The sequence below is a fragment of the Burkholderia sp. SIMBA_062 genome, from assembly GCF_046534765.1.
In the GTDB taxonomy this organism is placed as follows: Bacteria; Pseudomonadota; Gammaproteobacteria; order Burkholderiales; family Burkholderiaceae; genus Burkholderia; species Burkholderia ambifaria.
Genome location: NZ_JAWRYD010000039.1, coordinates 25975 through 51093, shown reverse-complemented (window position 1 = coordinate 51093; position 25119 = coordinate 25975). Strand labels below are relative to the sequence as shown.

Annotated in this window: 25 protein-coding genes and 1 pseudogene; 13 read left to right on the top strand and 13 right to left on the bottom strand. The window is 66.4% G+C overall.

Annotated elements, in window-relative coordinates:
- Positions 1 to 627: 627 nt before the first annotated feature.
- The 4 genes from SB786_RS30550 (at position 628) to SB786_RS30535 (ending at position 3857) form a co-directional block, all read left to right on the top strand.
- On the top strand, positions 628 to 1122 hold the full coding sequence (locus tag SB786_RS30550) for an LEA type 2 family protein (protein ID WP_410730712.1): 495 nt from the start codon (positions 628 to 630) through the stop codon (positions 1120 to 1122).
- A gap of 150 nt (positions 1123 to 1272) precedes the next feature.
- The gene (locus tag SB786_RS30545) at positions 1273 to 1605 is read left to right on the top strand and encodes a YegP family protein (RefSeq protein ID WP_410730711.1); all 333 of its coding nucleotides are present in this window, start codon (positions 1273 to 1275) and stop codon (positions 1603 to 1605) included.
- 138 nt (positions 1606 to 1743) lie between these two features.
- Positions 1744 to 2877, top strand: a complete 1134-nt coding sequence (locus SB786_RS30540) for a methyltransferase (RefSeq protein ID WP_410730710.1) — start codon at positions 1744 to 1746, stop codon at positions 2875 to 2877.
- Between the two features lie 89 nt (positions 2878 to 2966).
- Positions 2967 to 3857: a class I SAM-dependent methyltransferase gene (locus SB786_RS30535; protein WP_410730709.1), complete on the top strand. Its 891-nt coding sequence runs from the start codon at positions 2967 to 2969 to the stop codon at positions 3855 to 3857.
- A 67-nt stretch (positions 3858 to 3924) separates the two neighbouring features.
- On the opposite strand, the gene SB786_RS30530 is transcribed toward SB786_RS30535, so the two are convergent.
- Together SB786_RS30530 and SB786_RS30525 are read right to left on the bottom strand one after the other, a co-directional pair.
- On the bottom strand, positions 3925 to 4497 hold the full coding sequence (locus tag SB786_RS30530; protein ID WP_410730708.1) for a DUF1415 domain-containing protein: 573 nt from the start codon (positions 4495 to 4497) through the stop codon (positions 3925 to 3927).
- A gap of 82 nt (positions 4498 to 4579) precedes the next feature.
- Positions 4580 to 5203, bottom strand: coding sequence for a TetR/AcrR family transcriptional regulator (locus tag SB786_RS30525; RefSeq protein ID WP_410730707.1), 624 nt, complete (start codon positions 5201 to 5203; stop codon positions 4580 to 4582).
- Positions 5204 to 5419: 216 nt separating this feature from the next.
- Between SB786_RS30525 and SB786_RS30520 the strand changes: the two genes are divergently transcribed.
- On the top strand, positions 5420 to 6703 hold the full coding sequence (locus tag SB786_RS30520; protein ID WP_410730706.1) for an MFS transporter: 1284 nt from the start codon (positions 5420 to 5422) through the stop codon (positions 6701 to 6703).
- A 54-nt stretch (positions 6704 to 6757) separates the two neighbouring features.
- Here the strand turns inward: SB786_RS30520 and SB786_RS30515 are convergent, their stop codons facing one another.
- Positions 6758 to 7774 (bottom strand): fimbrial protein, encoded by a 1017-nt coding sequence (locus SB786_RS30515; RefSeq protein ID WP_410730705.1) that lies wholly within the window; start codon positions 7772 to 7774, stop codon positions 6758 to 6760.
- Between the two features lie 443 nt (positions 7775 to 8217).
- On the opposite strand from SB786_RS30515, the gene SB786_RS30510 reads away from it, so the two are divergent.
- Together SB786_RS30510 and SB786_RS30505 are read left to right on the top strand one after the other, a co-directional pair.
- Complete coding sequence (locus tag SB786_RS30510) at positions 8218 to 8823, top strand: nitroreductase family protein (protein ID WP_006759422.1); 606 nt, start codon at positions 8218 to 8220, stop codon at positions 8821 to 8823.
- Positions 8824 to 9008: 185 nt separating this feature from the next.
- Complete coding sequence (locus SB786_RS30505) at positions 9009 to 10259, top strand: Hsp70 family protein (RefSeq protein ID WP_410730720.1); 1251 nt, start codon at positions 9009 to 9011, stop codon at positions 10257 to 10259.
- 102 nt (positions 10260 to 10361) lie between these two features.
- Here the strand turns inward: SB786_RS30505 and SB786_RS30500 are convergent, their stop codons facing one another.
- Positions 10362 to 10565 carry a cold-shock protein gene (locus SB786_RS30500; protein WP_006477070.1) on the bottom strand — a complete coding sequence of 68 codons (204 nt, stop codon included), beginning with the start codon at positions 10563 to 10565 and terminating at the stop codon, positions 10362 to 10364.
- Between the two features lie 420 nt (positions 10566 to 10985).
- Here SB786_RS30500 and SB786_RS30495 point away from each other — a divergent pair, with 420 nt between their 5' ends.
- Positions 10986 to 12584, top strand: a complete 1599-nt coding sequence (locus SB786_RS30495) for an APC family permease (protein WP_410730704.1) — start codon at positions 10986 to 10988, stop codon at positions 12582 to 12584.
- Between the two features lie 112 nt (positions 12585 to 12696).
- On the opposite strand, the gene SB786_RS30490 is transcribed toward SB786_RS30495, so the two are convergent.
- The 7 genes from SB786_RS30490 to SB786_RS30460 all read right to left on the bottom strand — a co-directional run bounded on the left by SB786_RS30490 (position 12697) and on the right by SB786_RS30460 (position 18796).
- Positions 12697 to 13488 (bottom strand): DODA-type extradiol aromatic ring-opening family dioxygenase, encoded by a 792-nt coding sequence (locus tag SB786_RS30490; RefSeq protein ID WP_410730703.1) that lies wholly within the window; start codon positions 13486 to 13488, stop codon positions 12697 to 12699.
- Positions 13489 to 13705: 217 nt separating this feature from the next.
- Positions 13706 to 14302, bottom strand: coding sequence for a UbiX family flavin prenyltransferase (locus tag SB786_RS30485; protein ID WP_410730702.1), 597 nt, complete (start codon positions 14300 to 14302; stop codon positions 13706 to 13708).
- Between the two features lie 13 nt (positions 14303 to 14315).
- Complete coding sequence (grxD, locus tag SB786_RS30480; RefSeq protein ID WP_006753626.1) at positions 14316 to 14627, bottom strand: Grx4 family monothiol glutaredoxin; 312 nt, start codon at positions 14625 to 14627, stop codon at positions 14316 to 14318.
- Positions 14628 to 14694: 67 nt separating this feature from the next.
- On the bottom strand, positions 14695 to 15537 hold the full coding sequence (prmC, locus tag SB786_RS30475; RefSeq protein ID WP_410730701.1) for a peptide chain release factor N(5)-glutamine methyltransferase: 843 nt from the start codon (positions 15535 to 15537) through the stop codon (positions 14695 to 14697).
- A 7-nt stretch (positions 15538 to 15544) separates the two neighbouring features.
- Positions 15545 to 16627, bottom strand: a complete 1083-nt coding sequence (gene prfA / locus SB786_RS30470; RefSeq protein ID WP_410730700.1) for a peptide chain release factor 1 — start codon at positions 16625 to 16627, stop codon at positions 15545 to 15547.
- Positions 16628 to 16709: 82 nt separating this feature from the next.
- Positions 16710 to 18008, bottom strand: coding sequence for a glutamyl-tRNA reductase (gene hemA / locus SB786_RS30465; protein WP_410730698.1), 1299 nt, complete (start codon positions 18006 to 18008; stop codon positions 16710 to 16712).
- A gap of 26 nt (positions 18009 to 18034) precedes the next feature.
- On the bottom strand, positions 18035 to 18796 hold the full coding sequence (locus tag SB786_RS30460; RefSeq protein WP_175758650.1) for a response regulator transcription factor: 762 nt from the start codon (positions 18794 to 18796) through the stop codon (positions 18035 to 18037).
- Between the two features lie 171 nt (positions 18797 to 18967).
- On the opposite strand from SB786_RS30460, the gene SB786_RS30455 reads away from it, so the two are divergent.
- Genes SB786_RS30455 through SB786_RS30440 form a run of 4 tightly spaced genes read left to right on the top strand, consistent with a single transcriptional unit; the run spans position 18968 to position 22281 of the window.
- Positions 18968 to 19243, top strand: coding sequence for a hypothetical protein (locus tag SB786_RS30455; protein WP_006755625.1), 276 nt, complete (start codon positions 18968 to 18970; stop codon positions 19241 to 19243).
- Positions 19240 to 21054, top strand: coding sequence for an aminopeptidase P family protein (locus tag SB786_RS30450; RefSeq protein ID WP_410730697.1), 1815 nt, complete (start codon positions 19240 to 19242; stop codon positions 21052 to 21054). Before SB786_RS30455 ends, SB786_RS30450 begins: the two co-directional genes overlap by 4 nt.
- A gap of 55 nt (positions 21055 to 21109) precedes the next feature.
- Complete coding sequence (locus tag SB786_RS30445) at positions 21110 to 21661, top strand: cysteine hydrolase family protein (RefSeq protein ID WP_410730696.1); 552 nt, start codon at positions 21110 to 21112, stop codon at positions 21659 to 21661.
- Positions 21658 to 22281: an HAD family hydrolase gene (locus SB786_RS30440; RefSeq protein WP_410730695.1), complete on the top strand. Its 624-nt coding sequence runs from the start codon at positions 21658 to 21660 to the stop codon at positions 22279 to 22281. The genes SB786_RS30445 and SB786_RS30440 overlap by 4 nt, the downstream gene beginning before the upstream one ends.
- 127 nt (positions 22282 to 22408) lie before the next feature.
- On the opposite strand, the gene ettA is transcribed toward SB786_RS30440, so the two are convergent.
- Together ettA and SB786_RS30430 are read right to left on the bottom strand one after the other, a co-directional pair.
- Positions 22409 to 24076, bottom strand: a complete 1668-nt coding sequence (ettA, locus tag SB786_RS30435; RefSeq protein ID WP_410730694.1) for an energy-dependent translational throttle protein EttA — start codon at positions 24074 to 24076, stop codon at positions 22409 to 22411.
- Positions 24077 to 24265: 189 nt separating this feature from the next.
- On the bottom strand, positions 24266 to 24574 hold the full coding sequence (locus tag SB786_RS30430) for a DUF3761 domain-containing protein (protein ID WP_410730693.1): 309 nt from the start codon (positions 24572 to 24574) through the stop codon (positions 24266 to 24268).
- A gap of 100 nt (positions 24575 to 24674) precedes the next feature.
- Between SB786_RS30430 and SB786_RS30425 the strand changes: the two are divergent.
- Positions 24675 to 24773, top strand: a pseudogene (locus tag SB786_RS30425) (MmcQ/YjbR family DNA-binding protein); the annotation flags it as partial.
- Positions 24774 to 25119: the final 346 nt, after the last annotated feature.

Here is a 25119-nt window from a genome sequence, read left to right as displayed (position 1 = left end):
TTGAAAGAATCGTTCAGTGCTGCGAAAACGCCGGCAAAGACAATCCCTCGCCGTTAATCAGCGGCGATGAGAAATGCCAATGGCGGATTATTCGAAAAGACGGTCGGCCGACTACGTGAAGGTAATCATCGTTTACTGCCCCCTCTGTGTTTCCGGATGTCGGTTAACTTGCCGGTTCAAAATGGCCATGCGCGTGTTGTACTGAATTGATTTCGCGCGCACGACACACGGCCGCCCGCCCTGCACGGGCGTGCATTCCCTTTGAACCGACGACCCACGGGGCTGGCCGTACCAGGCCGCAGGACGGAAGGACGGCGTGTCGCCGTTCCGTAAAATCGCCGTCATGCGGCATCGAGGTTTGTCGGCCTGCTCGAAGGATGCGTAAATATACTTGATGGTTTTGGGTAAAGGAAACGAAAAAATTAGAAGGTGGCTCAATTGAAGTTTTCGTGTGCCATTGAATGCCTGGAGGCATTAATTCACTTTCCGTTTGGCTGCCTCTTTCCGTAGTTTTAATCTATTAACGATCTCGGTGCTACGCGAAAACTACGAACCTCGGTGTGACGCGGCGCGCTCGGTACAATGCATCGACGACCTGTCGATCGATTGCCGCAAGGAGGCCAGCCGATGCCACGAGCCCTGTTCCTTATCGCGCCGCTGCGTGCCGCGCTGCTGCTGTTCGCCGCCGCCTTCGTGCTCGGCGGTTGCGCGGGCTTCACGCGCGAGCCCCTGAGCGTGTCCGTCGCCGGGCTCGAGCCGCTGGTCGGACAAGGCCTCGAGATGCGCTTCAGTCTGAAGCTGCGCGTGCAGAACCCGAATGACGCGCCGATCGAGTACGACGGCATTTCGGTTGCGCTCGACCTGAACGGCACGCCGTTCGCGAGCGGCGTCAGCGATCGCTCGGGCGTCGTGCCGCGTTTCGGCGAGGCGGTGATCGACGTGCCCGTTTCGGTCTCGGCGTTCGCCGCCGCACGGCAGGCGTGGAACCTGCCCGGCGCGGCGGCCAGCGGCGAGCTGCCCTACGCGCTGCGCGGGCGGCTCGCGGGCGGCGTGCTCGGCAGCGTGCATTTCCGCGACGCGGGCACGTTGCGCATGCCGCCGACGCCGGGATGGGGCGGGTAGATGTGCTGTTAACGTCGGCTAAATGTCACGAAAAGTTGATGAATTAACAGTCTTCAACAGTTCGCTTGGGCGGAAGTTCGATTTTGATGGTTACGGCTCCTACACTGGTCAGTGTCCGAGGGTCGGACGTTCTTTTAGGAGAGTAACCACATGGCTGCAAAGTTCGAGATCAAAAAGGCGACGAACGGTCAGTACTTCTTCCATCTGAAGTCCGCGAATGGCGAGATCATTCTGGCGAGCGAGCGGTATGAGGAGAAGGGCGGCGTGCGAACCGGCATCGCTTCCGTCCGTGAGAATGCGCCGTTCGACGAACGCTATGAGCGCAAGATCGCGCACAACGGCGAGCACATGTTCAACCTGAAGGCCGCAAACCACCAGGTTATCGGTACGAGTGAAACGTACAAGAGCACCCAAGGTCGCGACAACGGGATTGCTGCCGTCAAGCGCGACGCGGCTGCCGCAGAGACTTTCGATCTCGCCTGATAGACGATCGTGCCGCGGCAAACGCCTTCGGGCGGGCGCCGCGGCCCACGTTTTGCGAGGCCGGACAAAGCGCGGTATGGTGTCGTCCGCGCGGTGAATTCTCGCCGCCTGTCTGAAGCCAACCGTAGCCGAGCTCGCGTGACCGATTTCCCCGTTTTCCACTGGACCGACGCCGACGGCGCCGAACATGCCGCGCGCTGGCGCTCCGAAGCCGGCGTGCAGCCGCCGAAGCGCGCCGTGCCGGCCGACGACCGCCTCACCGCCGACGCCGCGTACCGCCTCGCATGCGAGGGCACCGCGCTCGTCTGGCAGGGCGACTTCCAGAATGCGCGCCAGCTCGTGCAGGCGATGGCCCGCCGCGTCGAACGCAAGCCGAAGAAGGCGAAGGTCGCGGCCGGCGCCGACGCATTCAACCTGCACCGGCTCGCGCAATCGCAGCGCGCCCGCACGCTCGGGATGCTGCTGATTCCGCTCGATGCCGACTACACGATCCCGCTGCGCCGTGCGCCCGACGTGCGTGCCGCGTGCGAGGAAGCGTACGGGCCGGGCGGCGCGCCGTCGGTCGTGTCGCTGCGAGAACTGCTCGGTCTCGTCGGCGCGCACGAATGGCGCAAGAAGGGCGTGCCGATTCCGGCGCTCGGAGGCGCGCCGATCCATCCGCATTACGGCGTGTTTTCGCCGGTGCGCGGCGAATACGTCGAACTCGTCGCGCGTGCGCCGCTGCCGGCGACGTCGCTCGCATTCGACATCGGTACGGGCACCGGCGTGCTCGCGGCCGTGCTCGCGTCGCGCGGCGTCGAGCGCATCGTCGCGACCGACCAGGATCCGCGCGCGCTCGCGTGTGCGCGCGAGAACATCGCGCGGCTCGGCCACGCCGATCGCGTCGACGTCGTCGAAGCCGACCTGTTTCCGGCCGGCCGCGCGCCGCTCGTCGTGTGCAACCCGCCGTGGGTGCCGGCCCGCCCGAGCGCGCCGATCGAATACGCGGTCTACGATCCCGACAGCCGCATGCTGCGCGGTTTCCTCGCCGGGCTCGCCGACCATCTCGAACCGGGCGGCGAAGGCTGGCTGATCCTGTCCGATTTCGCCGAGCATCTCGGCCTGCGGCCGCGCGACACGCTGCTGCAATGGATCGACGAAGCCGGTCTCGTCGTGCTCGGCCGAGAAGACATCCGCCCCGCGCATCCGAAGTCGACCGACGCGGACGATCCGCTGCACGCGGCACGCCGCGCCGAGGTCACGTCGCTCTGGCGTCTCGGCGCACGGGCCTGATCGCGCATTTTCGGTAAACTGTCGCCATTCCTCACGAATTCACGCCGCCGGGCCGTGGTCACCCGACCATGGCCCGGCGCCGCTTCACGATGTCGAACAAGACCCACGAAATCCGTCCGGAGCAGTCCGTCGAACTGCTGAAGGAACTGCACATCCTGACCCGCGACGGCAAGCTGAACCAGGACAGCCGCCGCAAGCTGAAGCAGGTCTATCACCTGTTCCAGTTCATCGAACCGTTGCTCGCGAGCGTGCAGGGCGACAAGGGCGCCGTCACGCTCGTCGATCACGGCGCCGGCAAGTCGTATCTCGGCTTCATCCTGTACGACCTGTTCTTCAAGCTGCAGCCGGGGCACGGCACGCCGGCGTTCGCGTCGCACGTGTACGGCATCGAGACGCGCGAAGAGCTCGTCACGCGTTCCGCCGAACTCGCCGCGCGACTCGGGTTCGGCGGGATGTCGTTCCTGAACCTGTCGGTCGCCGATTCGATCAGGTCGCCGAAGCTGCCCGAAACGGTCGATGTCGTGACCGCGCTGCATGCGTGCGACACGGCGACCGACGACGCGATCCGTTTCGCGCTCGCGAAGCGCGCGCAGCACATCGTGCTGGTGCCGTGCTGCCAGGCGGAGGTCGCGGGCGTGCTGCGCAGGAACAAGGGGAAGTCGCTCGCGAATGCGCTGACGGAAGTGTGGCGGCATCCGCTGCATACGCGCGAATTCGGCAGCCAGATCACCAACGTGCTGCGCTGTCTGCAGCTCGAGGCGCACGGCTACCAGGTCAGCGTGACCGAGCTGGTCGGCTGGGAGCATTCGATGAAGAACGAGCTGATCATCGCGCAGTACAAGAACCTGCCGCGCCGCAAGCCCGGCGAGCGGCTGAACGAGATCCTCGGCATGTTCGGGCTCGCCGAACTGAACGAGCGCTTCTTCGTGCCGGCGCCCGCGGCCGCGCACGGCGAGGCGGTCGAGCCGGCCGCAGACTGAGGCCGACTGAGGCCGACTGACGCGCGCGGCCCCTCAGCCGCGCGGTGACCGGCCGTCGCGCGACGCGTCAGACGTCGTCGCCCGGCCGGCGCATCCATTCACGCCAGCCGTCGTGGCCGAGGCGGCGCAGCGTTTCCTGGTTTTTCTCGTAGATCGCGGACGCGTCCGGAAACGCGTCGACCGCGCGCGCGATGCTGTCCTCGCGCAGCAGGTGCAGGATCGGATACGGCGCGCAGTTCGTGTAGTTCTCGATGTCGTCGGCTTCGCTGCCTTCGAACCGGTACTCCGGATGGAAGCTCGCGATCTGCAGTACGCCGTCGAGCCGCAACTGCCGCACGAGCCGGTCGGCGAAGAACAGCGCATCGTTGTAGTCGACGAAATCCGCGAACGCGCGCGGATAGATCACGAGCGTCGTGTCGACCTGCTGCGGATCCGCCGCCTCGAGCGCGCGCAGCTCGGTTTCGAGGTCGGCGAGTGCGTCCTCGAGCGTCGTCGCTTCGCTGATCGCATAGCGCACCTGTTCCTTCACATAGACGCTCTTCGCGAACGGGCACAGATTGAGCCCGATCACCGCGCGCGCGAGCCAGTGCCGCGTGGCGGCGAGGATGTCGTCGTGCGAGTCGGGGCGGGGATCGGTCATGGCGAAGGCAATCGGGCGAAGCGGCAGCGAGGGCCGCATTGTAGCTGGAGCGGAGCGGCGGGGTTCGGGCGTGCGCCGCGCGTCACGCGCAGCCGGCTTCGATCAGCTGCGTGACGAGCGCAGGCGCGGTGCCGATCGGCGTTTCGCCGTGCCGGTAGGTCTGGCTGGCCGCGTAGATGCCTTCGACCACCAGCGCGAGCGCATCGGCGAGCGCTTTCGGCTGGCGTGCGCCGGCGCTTTCGCACAACTCGACGAGCCGCTTCATCAGCTGTTCCTTGTTCTGCGCGACGCGCTCGCGCGCCGGGTGCGACGCGTCCGGGAATTCGGCCGCGACGTTGACGAACGGGCAGCCGCGATAGTCCTTCTGCGTCGCGCGTTCCGCGAGATCGACGAAATACTGGATCAACTGCGCCTTCGGCTGGCCCGGATGCTTCGCGACGCTCGAATCGAAACGCTCGAAGAAACACGCATCCATCCGTTCCAGATACGCGAGGATCAGCTCGTCCTTCGACGAGAACTGCCGGTACAGGCTCATCTTGTTGACACCCGCGCGTTCCACGACCGCCTCCACACCGACCGCGCGCACCCCTTCCTTGTAAAACAGCTCCTCGGCGGCGCGCAGCAGGTGTTCCTGCGCCGCGGCCGCGGCGATCGGCCGGCGCGTGCGGCGTGCTGGCGGCTTGTTGACGGCCTCGATGCCCGACATGATGACCCTCGACTGCGTGATGGATTGCTTGACATGTTACCGACTGGTAACTACGATCGCAACCAACTTGTGACCGAGCGGTAACAATGCCGAACGGATCGACAGACAAATGCCAGTATCGGCCCGGGTCAGCCGATGCAGCGTGCGGCGGAGGTGGCCTGGTGGTGAGGCGGGGCGGGCGCGCGGGCGCCGCGCCGCCAACTGGAGAGCGACAACATGAACTGGGCAGTGACACGAATCGGCGGGCGCTTCCACTACGGATGGCTCGCGGCGGCGGTGGTTTTCCTGATCCTGCTGGCGGCGGCCGGCACGCGCGCGACACCGAGCGTGCTGATGGTGCCGCTCGAGCGCGAACTCGGCTGGAGCCGCGCGGCGATTTCGCTGGCGATTTCGGTGAACATCGCGTTGTACGGCCTGACGGGCCCGTTCGCGGCCGCGGCGATGCAGCGTTTCGGGCTGCGGCCGACGATCCTGACCGCCTTGGTGACGATGAGCGTGGGCGTCGCGCTGTCGTCGATGATGACGCAGAGCTGGCAGATGGTCGTGATCTGGGGGCTGATGGTCGGCTGCTCGACCGGCGTCGTCGCGTTGACGCTGTCGGCAACCTTCGTCACGCGCTGGTTCCATGCGCGGCGCGGCCTCGTGATGGGCATCCTGACCGCGAGCACGGCCACCGGCCAGCTCGTGTTCCTGCCGATGCTCGCGGCGATTGCGCAGCGCCACGGCTGGCGGCCGGTCGTGCTCGTCGTTGCGGTGGCGGCCGCGATCGTGATTCCGCTGGTCGCCTTCCTGCTGCCCGAGCGGCCGGCCGACGTGCAGCTGCGCCCGTACGGCGAGCCGGCCGATGCGCCGGCCGCGCCCGACGCGACGAAGGAGAACCCGCTCGCGGTCGCGTTCCGTACGCTGCTGATGGCGAGCCGCTCGCGCGACTTCTGGTTGCTGTTCTTCAGCTTCTTCATCTGCGGCGCGAGCACCAACGGCTATGTCGGCACGCACCTGATCGCGATGTGCAGCGACTACGGGATGACCGAAGTGCAGGGCGCGTCGCTGCTCGCCGCGATGGGCGTGTTCGACCTGTTCGGCACGACGCTGTCGGGCTGGCTGTCCGACCGCTACGACAACCGCATGCTGCTGTTCTGGTACTACGGGCTGCGCGGGCTGTCGCTGATCTACCTGCCGCATGCGTTCGGCATCGATTTCTTCGGGCTGCCGCTGTTCGCGATGTTCTACGGGCTCGACTGGATCGCCACCGTGCCGCCGACCGTGCGGCTCGCCACCGATGTGTTCGGCAAGGCCGCGGCGCCGGTCGTGTTCGGCTGGATCGTCGCCGGCCACCAGCTCGGCGCGGCGTTCGCGGCGCTCGGCGCGGGGTTGCTGCGTGCGAGCCTTGGCACCTATACGATCGCGTCGATGATCTCCGGCGGGCTCTGCATCGTCGGCGCGCTGATCGTGCTGCGGATCAACCGCGGGCGGTCGCGCGCGGCCGCGCAACCGGCGTAAGGGCGACGACCGTGGAGGTGACCGGCTCGCCGAGCCCGGCAAGCGGGCTCGGCGCTACTGATAGTTCAGCGTGAACGTGGCGAGCGCGTTCGCCGTGCCGGGTGTGACGGTGGACTCGGTCTGGTAATAGCGCGCATTTAGCATGATCGTGTAGTTGCCGCCTTCGATGAACTGCGGCGTGAAATCCACCGGCATGAGCGTGTTGTACGTGACAGGCGTGCGATCGGCCTTTGCGATCTGCAGGCCGATGCCGGTCGCCGTCGGCTTTCCGGCCTCCGGTTTCAGCGCGATGATGCCTTGCCGAGAATTGATGATCGGCGTAACCGGCGTAAGCATATAGCGCAGCGCGACGTTCGACGTGAACGCGGGGCAGTTTTGCAGCGCGATAGGGATAGGCTTCCATGGCGTGGCGGAGCCCGGGCCGGTGAACGTGCGCTCCTTCAGGAACGTGCCCATGTCGACGGCGACGTCCGGCGTATTGCAGGTGCCCCCCGTGATCGCGGTCGAGCCGGTGACTGAATAATTGATCGCGTTGAGCCGGTTCGAGCCGTAGTACATCCTGATTTGGGGAAGTATGGACGCATTGATTTTCCCCGGCTTCACGTCGCCGATCTTGATCAGCACGATGGCGACCGAATGGTTGAAATCGGCCTTGGTTCCCTGCCCCGGGCCCAGCAGGAAGTCGATCGTGCCGGATGGCACATAGGCGGCCGCGCTCGGCGTGCCGGCGAGAAACGCGATACCGACTCCGTCCAGGCCGGTCTTGAACACCTTGCCTGCGTAGCTTCCTTGACTCCAGGAAGCGAGCTGGCCGCCGCTCGCCTCGAAACTGGTCTGCTCGGTTTGCTTCGTGTCGGACAGGCCGGTGCAATTGCCCTGGGACCCGCCACTGTAGTACAAGTTTCCGCGATAGATGACTTGCCCGATCGCAATGTCGCGTCCGGTAAAGACGGTCGACGGCAGCGAAATGGTGTCGTTTCTGGCCGAGTTGCCCGGCGCGAACGAACACGTGCCGGCAAAGCCTTCTGTACTGACGGCCGCCGCGATCATGAGGAGCGCAACGTGCAGCAAGCAGCCTGTTCGGGAACGCCATTCAGTTTGGACGGTTAATTTTCGCATAGTGGAAATTACTGCGGATGCATTGGCGGTCACGCGCGATGAATGTGACGCAATGGGCGGGCGTGAAACGCGACTTGCCCCGGAGAGGGGCGGGCGTTGTACGCCAATCGGGATATGACGGGTGGCCTGCTCTCGTGCGCATGAGGCCGACAAGGCTCTATTTTTGCGAATTGCCGAGATTCACGATATGGGACGAGTACTAAATCGTGGTTTTCCGTGGAGCGGGAAGGCACCGATGAACCCCCGATCAACCCTTTGCGTGCGCCGGCTCGAAGCCGCCTGCCTTTTCATGTCTCGGGATAAGCTTCTACGCGGCCGACCGTGCGGGAGTCGCCGCGAACGGTTATTCTTGTGCGTTCATGAGGCGACCCCATTTCCGACTTCACGAGGACCGCATGTCTGTCAAACCTGCTCCCACCACTGTTTCGATTCACGACCTGATCGCGGGCCGCTGGAGCCCGCGCGCGTATTCGGACGAGCCGATCAGCGCCGCCGATCTGCACACGGTGCTCGAAGCCGCGCGCTGGGCGCCGTCCGCCTACAACGCGCAGCCGTGGCGCTTCATCGTATTCGATCGCACGCAGGACGAAGCGGCGTTCAAGCGCGCATTCGCGACGCTGGTGCCGTTCAACCAGGCCTGGAACGCGCCGGCGCCGGTGCTGATCGCCGTGACTTCGCACACGCTCACGCCGAAGGGCGAGCCGGCGTCGACCGCGCTGTACGACGCGGGCGCGGCCGCGATGTCGCTGGTGCTGCAGGCGCACGCGCTGGGCCTTGCCGCGCACCAGATGAGCGGCTTCGATGCGAAGGCGTTCCGCGACGCGTTCGAGATTCCGGCCGACGTCGCCATTCCGGCGCTCATCTCGCTCGGCCACTACGGCAACGTCGACAAACTCGATCCGGTGCTGCGCGACCGCGAAAAGGCGCCCCGCACGCGCCATGCGCTTGGCGAGGTCGTCTATGCGGGCGCATGGAAGAAGGGTTTCGAAGCGGCAGCCTGATTTCTCGGGCAGGCGGCGGGGTGCGTGTGGCCCCCGACCGCACCTGTCGCGCCCGGCGCGTCCGGTCTCCGCCCCGGGCCGGTTGCGCCGTACCGGTGGCCGGCCCCGGTTGTGATCCGGCGGGCTTCATGTTAAAAAGCCCGTCCTTTCCGTTTTCCGCGCCGGCCATGCTGCGGCACCTTCCGATGACTTACTGCGCGATCGATTTCGGCACGTCCAATTCCGCCGTGGCGCTGCCCGACGGCGATGGCATGCGCCTCGCGCCCGTCGAGGGCGATCACCTGACGCTGCCCACCGCGATCTTCTTCAACAACGACGAGCAGACGGTCGAATACGGCCGTGCGGCGCTCGCGTCGTATATCGACGGTTTCGAAGGCCGGCTGATGCGCTCGATGAAGAGCATCCTCGGTTCGCCGCTCGCGGAAACCACGACCGACCTCGGCGACGGCAGCGCGATGGCGTACACGGAGATCATCGCGCGCTTCCTGACGCACCTGAAACGCAAGGCCGAGGCACGCGCGGGCGCGCCGATCGGCCGCGCGGTGCTCGGCCGGCCGGTGTTTTTCGTCGACGAGGATCCGCGCGCCGACCGCCTCGCGCAGGACCAGCTCGAAGCGGCCGCGCGGTCGGTCGGTTTCACCGACGTGCATTTCCAGTACGAACCGATCGCGGCCGCGTTCGACTACGAGTCGCGCCAGCAGGCCGAACGACTCGTGCTGGTTGCCGACATCGGCGGCGGTACGTCGGACTTCTCGCTCGTGCGTGTCGGGCCGGAGCGGATGGCGCACCTCGAGCGCAAGGACGACGTGCTCGCGCACCACGGCGTGCACGTCGCGGGCACCGATTACGACCGCCGGGTCGAACTGGCGGCGATCCTGCCGGCGTTCGGCTACCGCGCGCTCGATCCCGAGGGGCGCGAGCTGCCGAACCGGATCTACTTCGACCTGGCGACCTGGCACCTGATCAACACGGTCTATACGCCGAAGCGGCTGGGCGAGTTGAAGCTGATGAAGCATCTGTACCAGGATGGGCGGCAGTACGACCGGCTCACGCGCGTGGTCGAACAGCGGCTCGGGCATGCGCTGATGGCACGCGCGGAAGAGGCGAAGATCGGCGTGGCGGCGGGCGGGGAGACGATGATCGACCTGAACGACGTGGAAGAGGATCTGCAGATCGCGTTCGACGCCGACCGCCTCGTTAATGCGAGCGTCGACGACACCGCGCGCATCGTCGACGCCGCGCGCGAAACGGTGCGGCTGGCCGGCGTTGCGCCGCGCGACGTCGGCGCGCTGTATTTCACCGGCGGCTCGACCGGGCTCGCATTTTTGTCGGGTGCGCTGGCCGGCGCTTTCCCGGACGCGCAACCGGTGTTTGGCGATCGCCTCGCGAGCGTCGCGACGGGGCTCGGCATTCACGCGCAGCGGCTGTTCGGCTGAACGAAAATGAGCCGCGCGGGCGGCGGCCGCATCGCTGTCGCACCGTAAAACAAAAAGCCCCGCCGAAGCGGGGCTTTTTTACACGAAATAATCGCGCCGAACTTAGACCGGACGGATGTTCGCAGCTTGCAGACCCTTCGGGCCCGTCTTCACTTCGAATTCAACCTTCTGGTTTTCTTGCAGCGTCTTGAAGCCTTCGACGCGGATTTCCGAGAAGTGCGCGAACAGATCGTCGCCGCCGCCTTCCGGGGTAATGAAGCCGAAGCCCTTTGCGTCATTGAACCACTTGACGGTACCGGTTGCCATGTTACTTATTCCTAAAAAGATAAAACGGGGCCGAGGCCCATGGGGTGCGGAAAATCAAGGAAGGGGGTAATAGGACCAACCGGAGTACCGTTGATGGGCGAACTACGAAAGAACCAATTCACTCGCCGCTTGAAATCCTGCAACGTTATTTATACGGCTAATCGATCGCGGGGTCAACCGGATTTCCATGCACTCAGGGTTATTGCGGAGTTGCGGTTTACAAACCTTGCGAACGACGCGAATTTTTTGTAGGGGGAGAACGATTTTGGCGCCATCTTGCAGGTGCAACCGTTAAACTACGCGCCGCTGGACGGGTTGCCCCGATCGGGTAACCCGTCCCCCCAAAATGACGCGCGCGGTGCTGTCCGAGCCGATCCCGGACAGCTGGCCGACCACGCTTTTTGAGACACAGGAGAGGATGTGAAGAGTTCTATTCAACGGAACATCGGCCCGTTTGCACTGATGCTGACGGGGCTGGGTTCGATTATCGGCTCGGGCTGGCTGTTCGGCGCCTGGAAGGCCGCGAAGATCGCCGGTCCGGCGGCGATCTGCGCATGGATTATCGGCGCGGTCGTGATTCTCGCGATTGCCCTCACGTACGCCGAACTGGGCGCGATGTTTCCCGAGTCCGGCGGCATGGTGCGCTATGCGCGCTACTCGCACGGTTCGCTGGTGGGCTTCATCAGCGCATGGGCGAACTGGATCGCGATCGTATCGGTGATCCCGATCGAGGCGGAAGCGTCGATCCAGTACATGAGCACGTGGCCGTATCCATGGGCGCACGCGTTGTTCGTGAACGGCGAGTTGACGACACCCGGCCTGCTGCTGTCGGCCGTGCTGGTGGTCATCTATTTCATGCTGAACTACTGGGGCGTCAAGGCCTTCGCGCGTGCGAACACCGCGATCACGATCTTCAAGTTCCTGATCCCCGGCCTCACGATCCTCGGCCTGATGCTGACGAGCTTCCACTCGGAAAACCTCGGCACCGCATCGAACGCAAGCTTCGCGCCGTATGGCTGGTCGGCCGTGCTGACCGCGGTGTCGACGAGCGGCATCGTGTTCGCGTTCAACGGCTTCCAGAGCCCCGTGAACCTGGCCGGCGAAGCGCGCGATCCGTCGCGCAGCGTGCCGTTCGCGGTGATCACGTCGATCCTGCTCGCCCTCGTGATCTATGTGCTGCTGCAGATGGCCTACATTGGCTCGGTGAATCCGGTCGACGTCGCGAAGGGCTGGGAGCACTTCAACTTCTCGTCGCCGTTCGCGGAACTCGCGATCGCGCTGAACCTGAACTGGCTCGCGATCCTGCTGTATGTCGACGCGTTCGTCAGCCCGAGCGGTACCGGCACGACCTACATGGCGACGACCACCCGCATGATCTACGCGATGGAGCGCAACAACACGTTGCCGAAGATGTTCGGCAACGTGCACCCGATCTACGGGGTGCCGCGCCAGGCGATGTGGTTCAACCTGCTCGTGTCGTTCATCTTCCTGTTCTTCTTCCGCGGCTGGAGCTCGCTCGCGGCGGTGATCTCGGTGGCGACGGTGATTTCGTACCTGACCGGTCCGATCAGCCTGATGGCGCTGCGCCGCGCGGCGACCGACATCGAGCGTCCACTGTCGATTCCGCTGATGAAGCTGATCGCACCGTTTGCGTTCGTCTGCGCATCGCTGATCCTGTACTGGGCGAAGTGGCCGCTGACCGGCGAAATCATCCTGCTGATGATCGTCGCGCTGCCGGTGTACTTCTTCTTCCAGGCCAAGTCTGGCTGGAGCGGCTGGGGCGCCGACCTGAAGGCCGCATGGTGGCTGGTCGCGTACCTGCCGACGATGGCCGTGCTGTCGCTGATCGGCAGCAAGGAGTTCGGCGGCCATGGTCTGATGCCGTACGGCTGGGACATGGTGATCGTCGCGGCGATTTCGCTGGTGTTCTACTTCTGGGGCGTGAGCACGGGTTACCGGACCCAATATCTCGACGAGCGCGAAGCGCATGACGAGATCCTCGAAGGGGTCGGTGTCTGACGCTTGCCTGCCACCGGAATCGGCGGTGGCGGAAAGCGCAAGAAAGCCCGCCCGAGCGATGCTCGGGCGGGCTTTTTGTTTGGGGTCGCCGGTTGTGCCTGTGCCGGGCGACTCAGCCGGCCGCGCTCGCGAACACGTAGTTCGTCATCGCAAGCACGCGCTGATACGTGCCGAGCGACTGGATGCCGAGCCGGTAGTCGTCGTCGGCCGCACCCAGCGCGGTGAACACCGGCAGCAGGTGTTCGTCGGTCGGATGCATCAGCACCGCGTGCGGCGCCTGGCGGCGATAGTCGAGCAGCGCGTCGACATCGCGCGCGGTGAGCTTGGCCTCGAACCAGTCGGTGAACTCCGCGACGCGCGGGTCCGCATCCTCGGGCGCCGCGCCGAAATCGGCGGCGCGCAGGTTGTGCGTGATTTGCCCCGAGCCGATCACCATCACGCCTTCGTCACGCAGCGGCCGCAGCGCGCGGCCGAGCGCGAAGTGATGGGCGGCGTCCGCGCGCGGCTGGATCGACAATTGCGCGACGGGCACGTCGGCCTCCGGGAACATCAGCAGCATCGGCACCCACGCGCCGTGGTCGAGGCCGTGCTCGGTCGTCGCGGTCGCGATGCCGGCCGCGTTCAGCAGCGCCGCCGCCCGTTCGGCGACCTCGGGCGCGCCCGCTGCCGGATAGCGGATCTCGTACAGGGCGCGCGGGAAGCCATGGAAGTCGTGGATCGTTTCAGGATGCGCGGCCACGCTCGCCACCGGCTGCTGTGTGCCCCAGTGTGCGGACAGCATCAGCACCGCGCGCGGGCGCGGCAATTCGGCACCGAGGTGCGTGAACGCGCTGGACGGCAGCGTCGGGTCGATCGGCAGCGTCGGCGCGCCGTGGGACAGGTAAAGCGAAGGCAAGCGATTCATGGTGGGGAGCCTGCAAAAGGGTTTGCCTGTGACTATAGGCGCGCACCGCGCATTGATAAATCGGCCGCGAGGAATTTAATTGAATCTTGTTGGTTGTTAATGCGGGTGCTTCTGTGTGCACGAGGGCCTGCGACGCTTGAAATGACCAGAGCGAGCCGGAAGGCGGCTGAATCGACGACGATGCGTGAGGAACGGCGCGAAAGCGCCGACGAACAGCTTACTGTGCGGGCCGGATCCCGGCCCATGGCGTCGTCATCGGCGCACTGAGCGCGAACAGGTCGAGGACGCGCATGACGGTCTGGTCGACGAGTTCCTCGATCGTCTTCGGCATCGCGTAGAACGCGGGCAGCGGCGGGAACACGATGCCGCCCATTTCGGTGACGGCGGTCATGTTGCGCAGATGCGCGAGGTTGAACGGCGTTTCGCGCACCATCAGCACGAGACGGCGGCGCTCCTTCAGCGTGACGTCGGCCGCGCGCGTGATCAGGTTGTCCGACAGCCCGTGCGCGACGCTCGCAAGCGTCTTCATCGAGCAGGGTGCGATCACCATTCCGTCGGTCGCGAACGAGCCCGACGCGATCGTCGCGCCGACATCGCGCACCGAATGCACGACATCCGCACGGCTTTCGACTTCGGCCTTCGACAGCTTCAGTTCATGCTGGATATTGAGCCAGCCGGCGTTCGAAACGAGCAGATGCGTTTCGACGCCGCCGGCGGCGCGCAGCAATTCGAGCAGCCGCACGCCGTAGACCGCGCCGGTGGCGCCGGTGATCGCGACGATCAGCCGGCGTGGCGGCGCGCTGGGAGATGCCATCGGGAAGGGGACGTTACGCGGCGGCGAACAGTTGCTGGAGTTCGCCCGACTGGTACATCTCCATCATGATGTCCGAGCCGCCGACGAATTCGCCCTTTACATACAGCTGCGGGATGGTCGGCCAGTTCGAGAATTCCTTGATGCCCTGGCGGATTTCGTCGTCCTCGAGCACGTTGACCGTCTTGAACTGGTCGACGCCGCAGGCTTTCAGCACCTGCACGGCGCGGCCCGAGAAGCCGCACATCGGGAATTGCGCGTTGCCCTTCATGAAGAGCACGACCTGGTTTTCGTCGACGATTTGCTTGATACGTTGTTGGGTGTCCATGACTGACCTTGCGTTTGCGGGGCGTTGGTACGAAATGATAGCGGATTTCAACCGGTCGGGCCGGCCATCAGCCGGGCCGGCGGCCGCCGGTCGTGCGTTCGATCGCGGCCAGATCGGCGCGCGATTCGACCGCGACGAAGCCGCGCGACACGAGCAGCGCGCGCACGGCTTCGGCCTGGTCGTAGCCGTGCTCGATCCACAGCGTGCCGCCCGGTTTCAGGTAAGCGCCGGCGCCCGCGACGATCGTGCGGATCGCGCTCAGGCCGTCGGCGTCGTCGGTAAGCGCGCCGCGCGGCTCGAACCGCAGGTCGCCCTGCGCAAGGTGCGGATCGTGCTGCGCGATGTACGGCGGGTTGCTGACGATCGTGTCGAACGCGAGCGCCGGCTCGAGCGCGGCGTACCAGTCGCTCTGCAGCCAGTGCAGCGCGCCGCCGGGGCGGCGCGCGTCGAGCAGCTTGTCCGCGTTGCGCCGTGCGACGTCGAGCGCGGCCGGCGAACGGTCGAGCGCCCATACGCGTGCGTCAGGCCGTTCCGCCGCGATCGACACGGCGATCGCGCCGCTGCCGGTGCCGAGATCGAGCACGGCCGGATGCGGCCGTCCGTCGATTGCGTCGAGCGCGGCTTCGACGAGCAGTTCGGTTTCCGGGCGCGGAATCAGCACGTCGGGCGTCACATCGAACGGCCGGCCGAAGAATTCGCGCATCCCGACGAGCTGTGCGACCGGCTCGCCGGCCACGCGGCGCGCTTCGAGCACGCGGTAGCGCTCGATCGACGCGGGCTCGAGCGGGGCGTCGCCGCGCGTGATCAGTTGCGTGCGGGTCCAGCCGAGCGCATGCGCGAGCAGCACGCGTGCATCGACCGCGTCGAGCGGCGACGCGCGCAGCAGGTCGTCGGCGGTGGTGTCGGGCATCGCGGCCTCAGTCGGTGTCGCCGAGCGACGCGAGCAGTTCGGCCTGGTGCTCGGTGACGAGCGCGCCGATCAGTTCGTCGAGATCGCCGTCCATCAGCGCCTCGAGCCGGTACAGCGTCAGGTTGATCCGGTGGTCGGTCATCCGGCCTTGCGGGAAGTTGTACGTGCGGATCCGTTCCGAGCGGTCGCCCGAGCCGATCAGGCTCTTGCGCGTCGCCGCTTCCTTCGCATGCTGCTCGTGATACTGCTTGTCCTTGATGCGCGCGGCGAGCACCTTCAGCGCGCGGTCCTTGTTCTTGTGCTGCGAACGGTCGTCCTGGCATTCGACGACGATCCCGGTCGGGATGTGCGTGACGCGCACCGCCGAATCGGTCTTGTTGATGTGCTGGCCGCCCGCGCCCGACGCGCGGAACGTGTCGATCCGCAGGTCGGCCGGATTGATCTCGACCTCGCCGATCTCGTCCGCTTCCGGCATCACCGCGACCGTGCATGCGGACGTGTGGATGCGCCCCTGCGTCTCGGTGGCCGGCACGCGTTGCACCCGATGGCCGCCCGACTCGAACTTCAGGCGCGAGTACGCGCCCTGGCCGGCGATCCGCACGATCACTTCCTTGTAGCCGCCGAGATCCGACGCGCTTTCCGACATCATCTCGACCTGCCAGCGCTGGCGTTCCGCGAAGCGCAGGTACATGCGCAGGAGATCGCCCGCGAACAGCGCCGATTCGTCGCCGCCGGCGCCCGCGCGGATTTCGAGGAAGATGTTGCGGTCGTCGTTCGGGTCCTTCGGCAGCAGCATCTTCTGCAACTCGCCTTCGAGGCGGACCATGCGCTCACGTGCGCTGCGAATCTCGTCTTCGCCGAAATCGCGCATCGATGCATCGGCGAGCAGCTCCTGTGCGGCCGTCTCGTCGTTGCGCGACTGGCGCCACAGCGCGTACTGCTCGACGACCGGGCCGAGTTCCGCGTGTTCGCGCGTCAGCCTGCGGTACTGGTCGAGATCGGCCGTGACGTTTTCGCGGCTCAACAGGTCGTTCAGTTCGGCCAGCCGGGTAGACAGCTGGTCGAGCTTGCGTTGCATGCTCGTCTTCATGGTGTGGAGCGGCGCTCCCGGGCAAGGGTATTCGGAAAGGATAGGCCGGCTCGCGGCCGGCGGCAGGGCACCCGGGCCGGCGCTAGTGGCCGGACGGGTCGTTCGAGCGCGGCGCGTGCTGGTAGAAGCCGCGCATCAGGTCGATCAGCGAATCGCGGTCGGCGCCGTTCACGCGGTTGAGCGCGCTCGTCGGGCCGTGGATCAGCTTGTTGGTGAGCGCCTGCGACAGCGCTTCGAGGACGGCGGCCGGATCGTCGCCGCGCGCGAGCAGCTTCTGCGCCTTTTCGACTTCCGCACGGCGCAGCGCGTCGGCCTGCGTATGCATGTGACGGATCACCGGCACGACGCTGCGCGTGTCGAGCCATTGCATGAAATTCTGTACACGCGTCTCGATGATCGTCTCGGCCTGCGCGACCGCGGCCTGGCGCGACGCGTTGCCTTCGCGCACGATCGCGCCGAGATCGTCGACGGTGTAGAGGAATACGTCCTTCAGCTTGCCGACTTCCGGCTCGATGTCGCGCGGCACCGCGAGGTCGACCATGAAGATCGGCCGGTGGCGGCGCGCTTTCACCGCGCGCTCGACCGCGCCGAGGCCGATGATCGGCAGCGTCGACGCGGTGCACGACACGATGATGTCGAACTCGTGCATCCGCACCGGCAGGTCCGACAGCGGCATCGCTCGGCCGTTGAAGCGTTCGGCGAGCCGCTGGCCGCGTTCGGCCGTGCGGTTCGCGATCACGAGCTCGCGCGGGCTCTGCGCGGCGAAGTGCGTCGCGCACAGCTCGATCATCTCGCCGGCGCCGATGAACAGCACGCGCTGATCCGACACCTTTTCAAAGATGCGCTGCGCGAGACGGACGGCGGCGGCGGCCATCGACACCGACTGCGCGCCGATCTCGGTCGTGCCGCGTACTTCCTTTGCGACGGCGAACGTGCGCTGGAACAGCTGATTCAGATAGGTGCCGAGTGCGCCGGCTTCCGTCGCGGTGCGCACCGCGTCCTTCATCTGGCCCAGAATCTGCGTTTCGCCGAGCACCATCGAATCGAGGCCCGACGCGACGCGGAATGCGTGCCGCACCGCTTCAGACTGCGGCAGCGCGTAGACGTGCGGCGCGAGTTCGTCGACGGGAATCCGGTGGTACTCCGACAGCCAGCGAATCGCCCCCTCGCGTGCGGCCCGATCGTCGGTCGCGCAATAGAGTTCGGTGCGGTTGCAGGTGGAGAGGATCGCGGCTTCCGGTGCATTGGGCGCGTGGGGGCCGAGGAACACGTTCTTGAACGTGACGAGAGCCGGCTTGATTTGCTCGAGCGGAAACGCCACGCGTTCGCGCAGGGCGACAGGCGCAGTGTGGTGGTTGATTCCGATCGTGAGGAGTTGCATATCGAGGGCTATCGTTTAGCCCCATATTATAGCGTTTCGGCGATTTCCTCACTCGCGGCATACCGGGCATCAGCGTGGCGCGGCCTCGAATTTGGGGGCTCGATCGGTACGCGGTCAAGCTGATAGCCGTAGCCGTAGAGCGGCAGAAGCCGGTAGCCGTGCTCCGGGAGCAGTTGCAGCTTGCTGCGCAGCCGGGACGCATGGGTGTCGAGCGTGCGCGACTTCATGTCGCGGCGGCAGGCCCAGACGGTTTCGAGGATATGGGCGCGCGATACGGGCCGGGACAGATTCGCGAACAGCAGCTGCGCGAAGCGGAACTCCTTCGGCGTGAGCGCGACGACCGCGTCGCCGAAGCGCACGAGGCTGTGAGTCGCGTCGAATGCGTATTCTCCATACATTTCGCGCGAGCGGTTCGGCGGCCGCCGCACGCCGGCGCGCCGGCTCAGCGCATTGACGCGTGCGAGCAGCTCGGGTCCGCTCACCGGGCGCACGAGGCAGTCGTCGGCGCCAGCGTGCAGGCACGACACGACTTCGCTTTCGCGCGGCAGCTGCATCACGGCGATCGCCGGCAGCCCGGGCAGGATCGCCTGCGCCCGCGGAATGACTTCCTCGGCGGGCTGATCGCCGGCCCAGTTGCCGGTGATCAGCATGTCGCAGGTATCGGTGGCGAGCCACTCGAAGAACGCCGCGCTGGACGGAAACGCGTGACATACATGACCGCCGGCAAAGAGCAGGCGGTTCAGGAGCGCAGCATGACGCGCCTCCGGATCGATCAGGGCGATTCGCATGAGGATTTCTTCAATACGGCTGCCGGTGCGCGCTTGCCATAACGTCGGGTCGGCCCCTACACTCGAATGTTCGCGGCGCCCGGCTGGTCTCGGGTTCGATGGATGAATCGATGCTAGCCGCTGGCAACGTTCACGCCTATGGGACGAATCTGAATTTATAGAAGGCGTCGAATGAACTGGTTTGGAATCCTTGTCCTGGGAGCGGCCGTCGGGCTGTTCGGCCGGTGGCTGCATCCGATGCGGCGCACGGGCCGGCCGGCATGGTGGATCGTGGTGCTGGTCGGCATCGCAGGCGCCGCCGCCGCGCGCATGGCCGGCAACCTCTCTGGACTGTTTTACGATGGCGAAACGCTCGAATGGCCGGTCTGCACCGGTGTCGCGTTCCTCGCCGTAGCCGTGACGGTCGCCCTGTCGGCCCGTCGCGAAAGCGCTCAGGTGAAATCATGAATGCCCGTCTCCCCGAAGTCTCGCCGGTGCCGGCCCGCCTCGCGCTGCTGCGCGGCGCGATGGTCCGCGAGGATCTGGCCGCCTATCTCGTGCCGTCCGCCGATCCGCACCTGTCCGAGTACCTGCCCGAGCGCTGGCAGGCGCGCCGCTGGCTGTCCGGTTTCACGGGCTCGGTCGGCACGCTGGTCGTGACCGCGGATTTCGCGGGCTTGTGGGTCGACAGCCGTTACTGGGTGCAGGCCGAGGCCGAACTCGCCGGCACGGGCGTCCAGCTGATGAAGATGACGGGCGGCCAGCAGAGCGCGCCCCACGTCGACTGGCTCGCGCAGAACGTGCCGGCCGGTGCGACGGTCGGCGTCGACGGCGCCGTGCTCGGCGTCACGGCGGCACGCGCGCTGACGGCCGCGCTGAGCGGGCGCGGCATCGCACTGCGCACCGATCTCGATTTGCTCGACGCGATCTGGCCGGAGCGCCCCGGGCTGCCGGGCGACGCGGTGTTCGAGCACCTGGCGCCGCAGGCCGACACGACGCGCGCGAGCAAGCTCGCCGAAGTGCGCCGTGCGATGCACGCGCAGGGCGCGCAATGGCATTTTGTGTCGACGCTCGACGATCTCGCATGGCTGTTCAACCTGCGCGGCGCCGACGTCAACTTCAACCCCGTGTTCGTCGCGCACGCGCTGATCGGCGCCGATCGCGCGACGCTGTTCGTCGCCGACGGCAAGGTGTCGCCGGCGCTGGCCGCGTCGCTCGCGCGCGACGGCGTCGAAGTCCGTGCGTACGACGCGGTGCACGCGTCGCTCGCGGCGCTGCCCGACGGCGCGACGCTGCTGATCGATCCGCGCCGCGTGACGTTCGGCACGCTCGAGGCCGTGCCGGCCGGCGTGAAGCTGATCGAGGCGGTGAACCCGTCGACGTTCGCGAAGTCGCGCAAGACGTCCGCCGAGATCGAGCACGTGCGCGTGACGATGGAGCACGACGGCGCCGCGCTTGCCGAATTCTTCGCGTGGTTCGAGCAGGCGGTGAACCGCGAGACCATCACCGAGCTGACGATCGACGAGCAGCTCACGGCCGCGCGCGCACGGCGCCCCGGCTACGTGTCGCCGAGCTTCGCGACGATTGCCGGCTTCAACGCGAACGGCGCGATGCCGCACTATCGCGCAACGCCCGCATCGCACGCGACGATCGCCGGCGACGGCCTGCTGCTCATCGATTCGGGCGGCCAGTACACGACCGGCACCACCGACATCACGCGCGTCGTGCCGGTCGGCACGCTCAGCGACCTGCAGCGCCGCGATTTCACGATCGTGCTGCGGTCGATGATGGCGCTGTCGCGCGCACGCTTTCCGCGCGGCATCCGCTCGCCGATGCTCGATGCGATCGCGCGCGCACCGATGTGGGCGGCCGGGCTCGACTACGGCCACGGCACCGGCCACGGCGTGGGCTACTTCCTGAACGTGCACGAGGGCCCGCAGGTCATCTCGCACTACGCGCCGGCCGAGCCGTACACGGCGATGGAAGAAGGGATGATCACGTCGATCGAGCCGGGCGTGTACCGACCCGGCAAATGGGGCATCCGGATCGAGAACCTGGTCGTGAACCGCGCGGGCGGGCAGACCGAGTTCGGCGACTTCCTCGCGTTCGAGACGCTCACGTTGTGCCCGATCGACACGCGCTGCGTGCTGGTCGAGATGCTGCATGACGAAGAGCGCGCGTGGCTGAACGCGTATCACGCGACCGTGCGCGAGCGTGTCGGCCGGCACGTGAGCGGCGACGCGAAGGCGTGGCTCGACGCGCGCACGCAGCCGATCTGACGCAACACGCGATACCGGCCGCACGACGGCCGGACCATGACCGAGAGGGCAACCGATGGCAGACACCGCAGTGATCGTGATCGACATGCAGCGCGGGCTGGTGCAGCGGGCGCGGCCCGCGTACCGGCTCGACGACGTCGTGTCGGGCATCAACCGGCTGACGGCGGCCGCGCGCGCGGCGCACGCGCCCGTGTGCTTCGTGCAGCACGACGGCGATGCGGACGACGACATCGTGCCCGGCACGCCCGGCTGGGAACTGCATGAGGCGTTGATCGTCGGAGGCGCCGACTGGCGCATCCGCAAGCGGATGAGCGATTCGTTCCACGACACGCCGCTTGCCGCGCAGCTCGACGGCCACGGTATCCGTTCGGTGCTGATCTGCGGCTATGCGACCGAATTCTGCGTCGATTCGGCCGCCCGCCGCGCGGCACTGCTCGGCTACCGGACGACCGTCGTCTCCGACCTCCACACGACGAACGAGCGCACGCACCTGTCGGCCGCGCAGATCGTCGCGCATCATCACTTCGTCTGGGAAAACAATACGCTGTCGGGCAACGCGGTCCGGCCGCGTCCGCTCGCGGACGTGCTTGCAACGGAGTTCGCATGACGATCAAGGCCGTGGTGTTCGATTTCGGCGGCGTGCTGATCGACTGGAGCCCCGACTATCTGTACCGGCAACTGATTCCGGATGAAGCGGAGCGCCGCTGGTTCCTCACGCACGTGTGCGCGATGGACTGGGTGATCCGCCAGGACGGCGGGCAGACGATCGACGAGGGAACGAGCGAGCTCGTCGCGAAGTTTCCGGAGCACGAGGCGCTGATCCGCGCGTTCTACGCACGCTGGCACGAGATGATCGGCGGCGTGCTCGACGAAGGCGCCGCGCTGGTCGACCGGCTCGACGCGCAGGGGATACCGCTCTTCGGGTTGACCAACTGGTCCGCGCAGACCTTTCCGTATGCATGGGACAACTTCCCGGTGCTGCGGCGCTTCAAGGATATCGTCGTGTCGGGCCGCGTGAAGCTCGTGAAACCCGATCCGGCGATCTATCGCGAAATGCACGCGCGGATCGATCCGCATCTGCCGGGCATCGCGCCGCACGAACTCGTGTTCATCGACGACAACGCGAAGAACGCGGCGGCCGCGACGGCGCTCGGCTGGCATGGCATTCATCACACGAGCGCGGCAGCGACCGAGGCGCGCCTGCGCGAACTGGGCGCGCTCGCGTAGGCGGCCGAGCGACAGCCGGATAAAAAAAGCGGGCCGGCGGCCCGCTTTGTCGTGTTGCCGATCCGGCGGCGGCCGCTTTCGGCACCGGCCCGCGTTGCCGCAGTGCCGGTTGCCCGAGCCGCGCCGTTCAGCGGCTGATCGGCTTGTAGCGCAGGCGCTTCGGCTTCGCGGCTTCCTCGCCGAGGCGTGCACGCTTGTCTGCTTCGTATTCCTGGTAGTTGCCGTCGAAGAACGTGACCTGCGAATCGCCTTCGAACGCGAGGATGTGCGTCGCGATCCGGTCGAGGAACCAGCGATCGTGCGAGATCACCATCACCGAGCCTGCGAACTCGAGCAGCGCGTCTTCCAGCGCACGCAGCGTTTCGACGTCGAGGTCGTTCGACGGTTCGTCGAGCAGCAGCACGTTGCCGCCGGAGATCAGGGTCTTCGCGAGGTGCAGGCGGCCGCGTTCGCCGCCGGACAGGTTGCCGACGATCTTCTGCTGGTCGCCGCCCTTGAAGTTGAAGCGGCCGATGTACGCACGCGACGGCGTTTCGTACTTGCCAACCGTCAGCACGTCGGCGCCGCCCGAGATTTCCTCGAACACCGTCTTCGAGCCGTCGAGCGCGTCGCGGCTCTGGTCGACGTATGCGAGCTTTACCGTCGGGCCCATCACGACTTCGCCCGAATCCGGCTGTTCCTGGCCGGTCAGCATCCGGAACAGCGTCGACTTGCCGGCGCCGTTCGGGCCGATGATGCCGACGATCGCGCCGGCGGGGATCTTCAGGTTCAGGTTGTCGATCAGCAGGCGATCGCCGAACGCCTTGCTGACGTTCTTGAACTCGATCACTTCATTGCCGAGGCGGTCGCCGACCGGGATGAAGATTTCCTGCGTTTCGTTGCGCTTCTGGTATTCCTGGCTGTTCAGCTCCTCGAAGCGCGCGATACGCGCCTTCGACTTCGCCTGGCGGCCCTTCGGGTTCTGGCGCACCCACTCCAGTTCCTTCTTGATCGCCTTCTGGCGCGCCGATTCCGATGCTTCTTCCTGCTTCAGGCGCTCTTCCTTCTGGTCGAGCCAGCTGCTGTAGTTGCCCTTCCACGGAATGCCGTGGCCACGGTCGAGTTCGAGAATCCACTCGGCTGCGTTGTCGAGGAAGTAGCGATCGTGCGTGACGGCGACGACGGTGCCCGGGAAGCGCACCAGGAACTGCTCGAGCCAGTCGACCGATTCGGCGTCGAGGTGGTTGGTCGGTTCGTCGAGCAGCAGCATGTCCGGCTTCTCGAGCAGCAGCTTGCACAGCGCGACGCGGCGCTTTTCGCCGCCCGACAGGTGCTCGATCTTCGCGTCCCACGCCGGCAGGCGCAGCGCGTCGGCGGCCACTTCGAGCTGCTGCTCCGGGCTGCCGCCGTCGCTCGACGCGAGGATCGCTTCGTATTTCGCCTGCTCGGCCGCGAGCGCGTCGAAGTCGGCGTCCGGTTCCGCATACGCGGCGTAGATTTCCTCGAGCTTCTTGTTCGCCTGGAACAGGTCGCCGAGGCCTTCCTCGACGGCTTCGCGCACCGTCTTCGTCGGGTCGAGCTGCGGTTCCTGCGGCAGATAGCCGATGTTCAGGTTCGGCATCGGCGTCGCTTCGCCTTCGATGTCCTTGTCGACGCCCGCCATGATGCGGATCAGCGTCGATTTGCCGGAGCCGTTCAGGCCGAGCACGCCGATCTTCGCGCCGGGAAAGAACGACAGCGAGATGTCCTTCAGGATCTGGCGCTTGGGCGGCACGATCTTGCCGACCCGGTTCATCGTGAAAACGTATTGGGCCATTTGGATGTGAAAGTCAGAATGGGTTGAGACTGCCTCGCGGCGCATGGGCATGCGTGGCGTCGGGTGATTCGGTAAGGAGCGTGCCGCGCGGGGCGCGGCGGTGTCGCCGCGGGTTGGCGGCGCGAGCGCGTATTGTACTTCGCCGCCGGCTGCCGCTGACACCGCGCCGGCCATTCGGCCGACCCGCGTTCACAGCCACGCGGCGACGCCGCCGTGCCCCGAACAGGTGCCGCGCCGATGGCGGCTGAAGCTGTACGTACCGTCGCGGCAGCGCGCGCTCGCGCCCTCGGGCACGCGGCCCGATTTCGAATGGGCCGGCGCATGGACGGTGTCGCCGTCGCGATTGCGGTACGTGTCGTGCCGGTCGAGGTCGGCTTCGTTGCCGTACCCGGGCGACGCGCGATACGCGTGCGCCATAGGCGGCACGGCGGCGCACGCGGCGAACAGCGCGGCGGACAGGGTCGCGATGCGCATCGCGCGGCGGAGCTGGGCAGGCATGGTCTCTCTCCGGATGTTGTTATCTGCTGTCGATCCCGGGCCGCATGTTAGCCGATCGGCTGAAGATCGGCGCCGCTGCGCCGAGGCGCGGCGACGCTAGGCCGCGCATCCCGACGCCGTGGAAAATCTGCTTCTGCGAGAATGGCAGGCGATCGTGCCGGCCAAATGGCGCGACGAAGGGGCACGCGGCGCGAACTGAGCATCCGGCGCGGCGCCCGCGCGGTGAACGAACCTCTTCGACGGAACGGGGCCGCCGCGATGCCCAGGGGGCACCATTGCCTTCGATTGCCCGATCTGGCCGCGCGCCCAGCGGATGCCCAACCGGACCAAGCGTTGCATCGATTCACCTCGATGCAACAAGTGGTTCCATCGAAATTCTTCAATTGGTTCTCAGTGAAGAACCGTTTGATGCTTACACTCGTTCGCTTCGAAGGCGGCTGACCGACAGCCGACGGAACGGGCGCACGCGATGCGCCGGCATCCCCGAGTGCCGCATCGCACCCGCAGCTTCGCAGACACTGCGTCGCGCACCGACCGAAACAGGC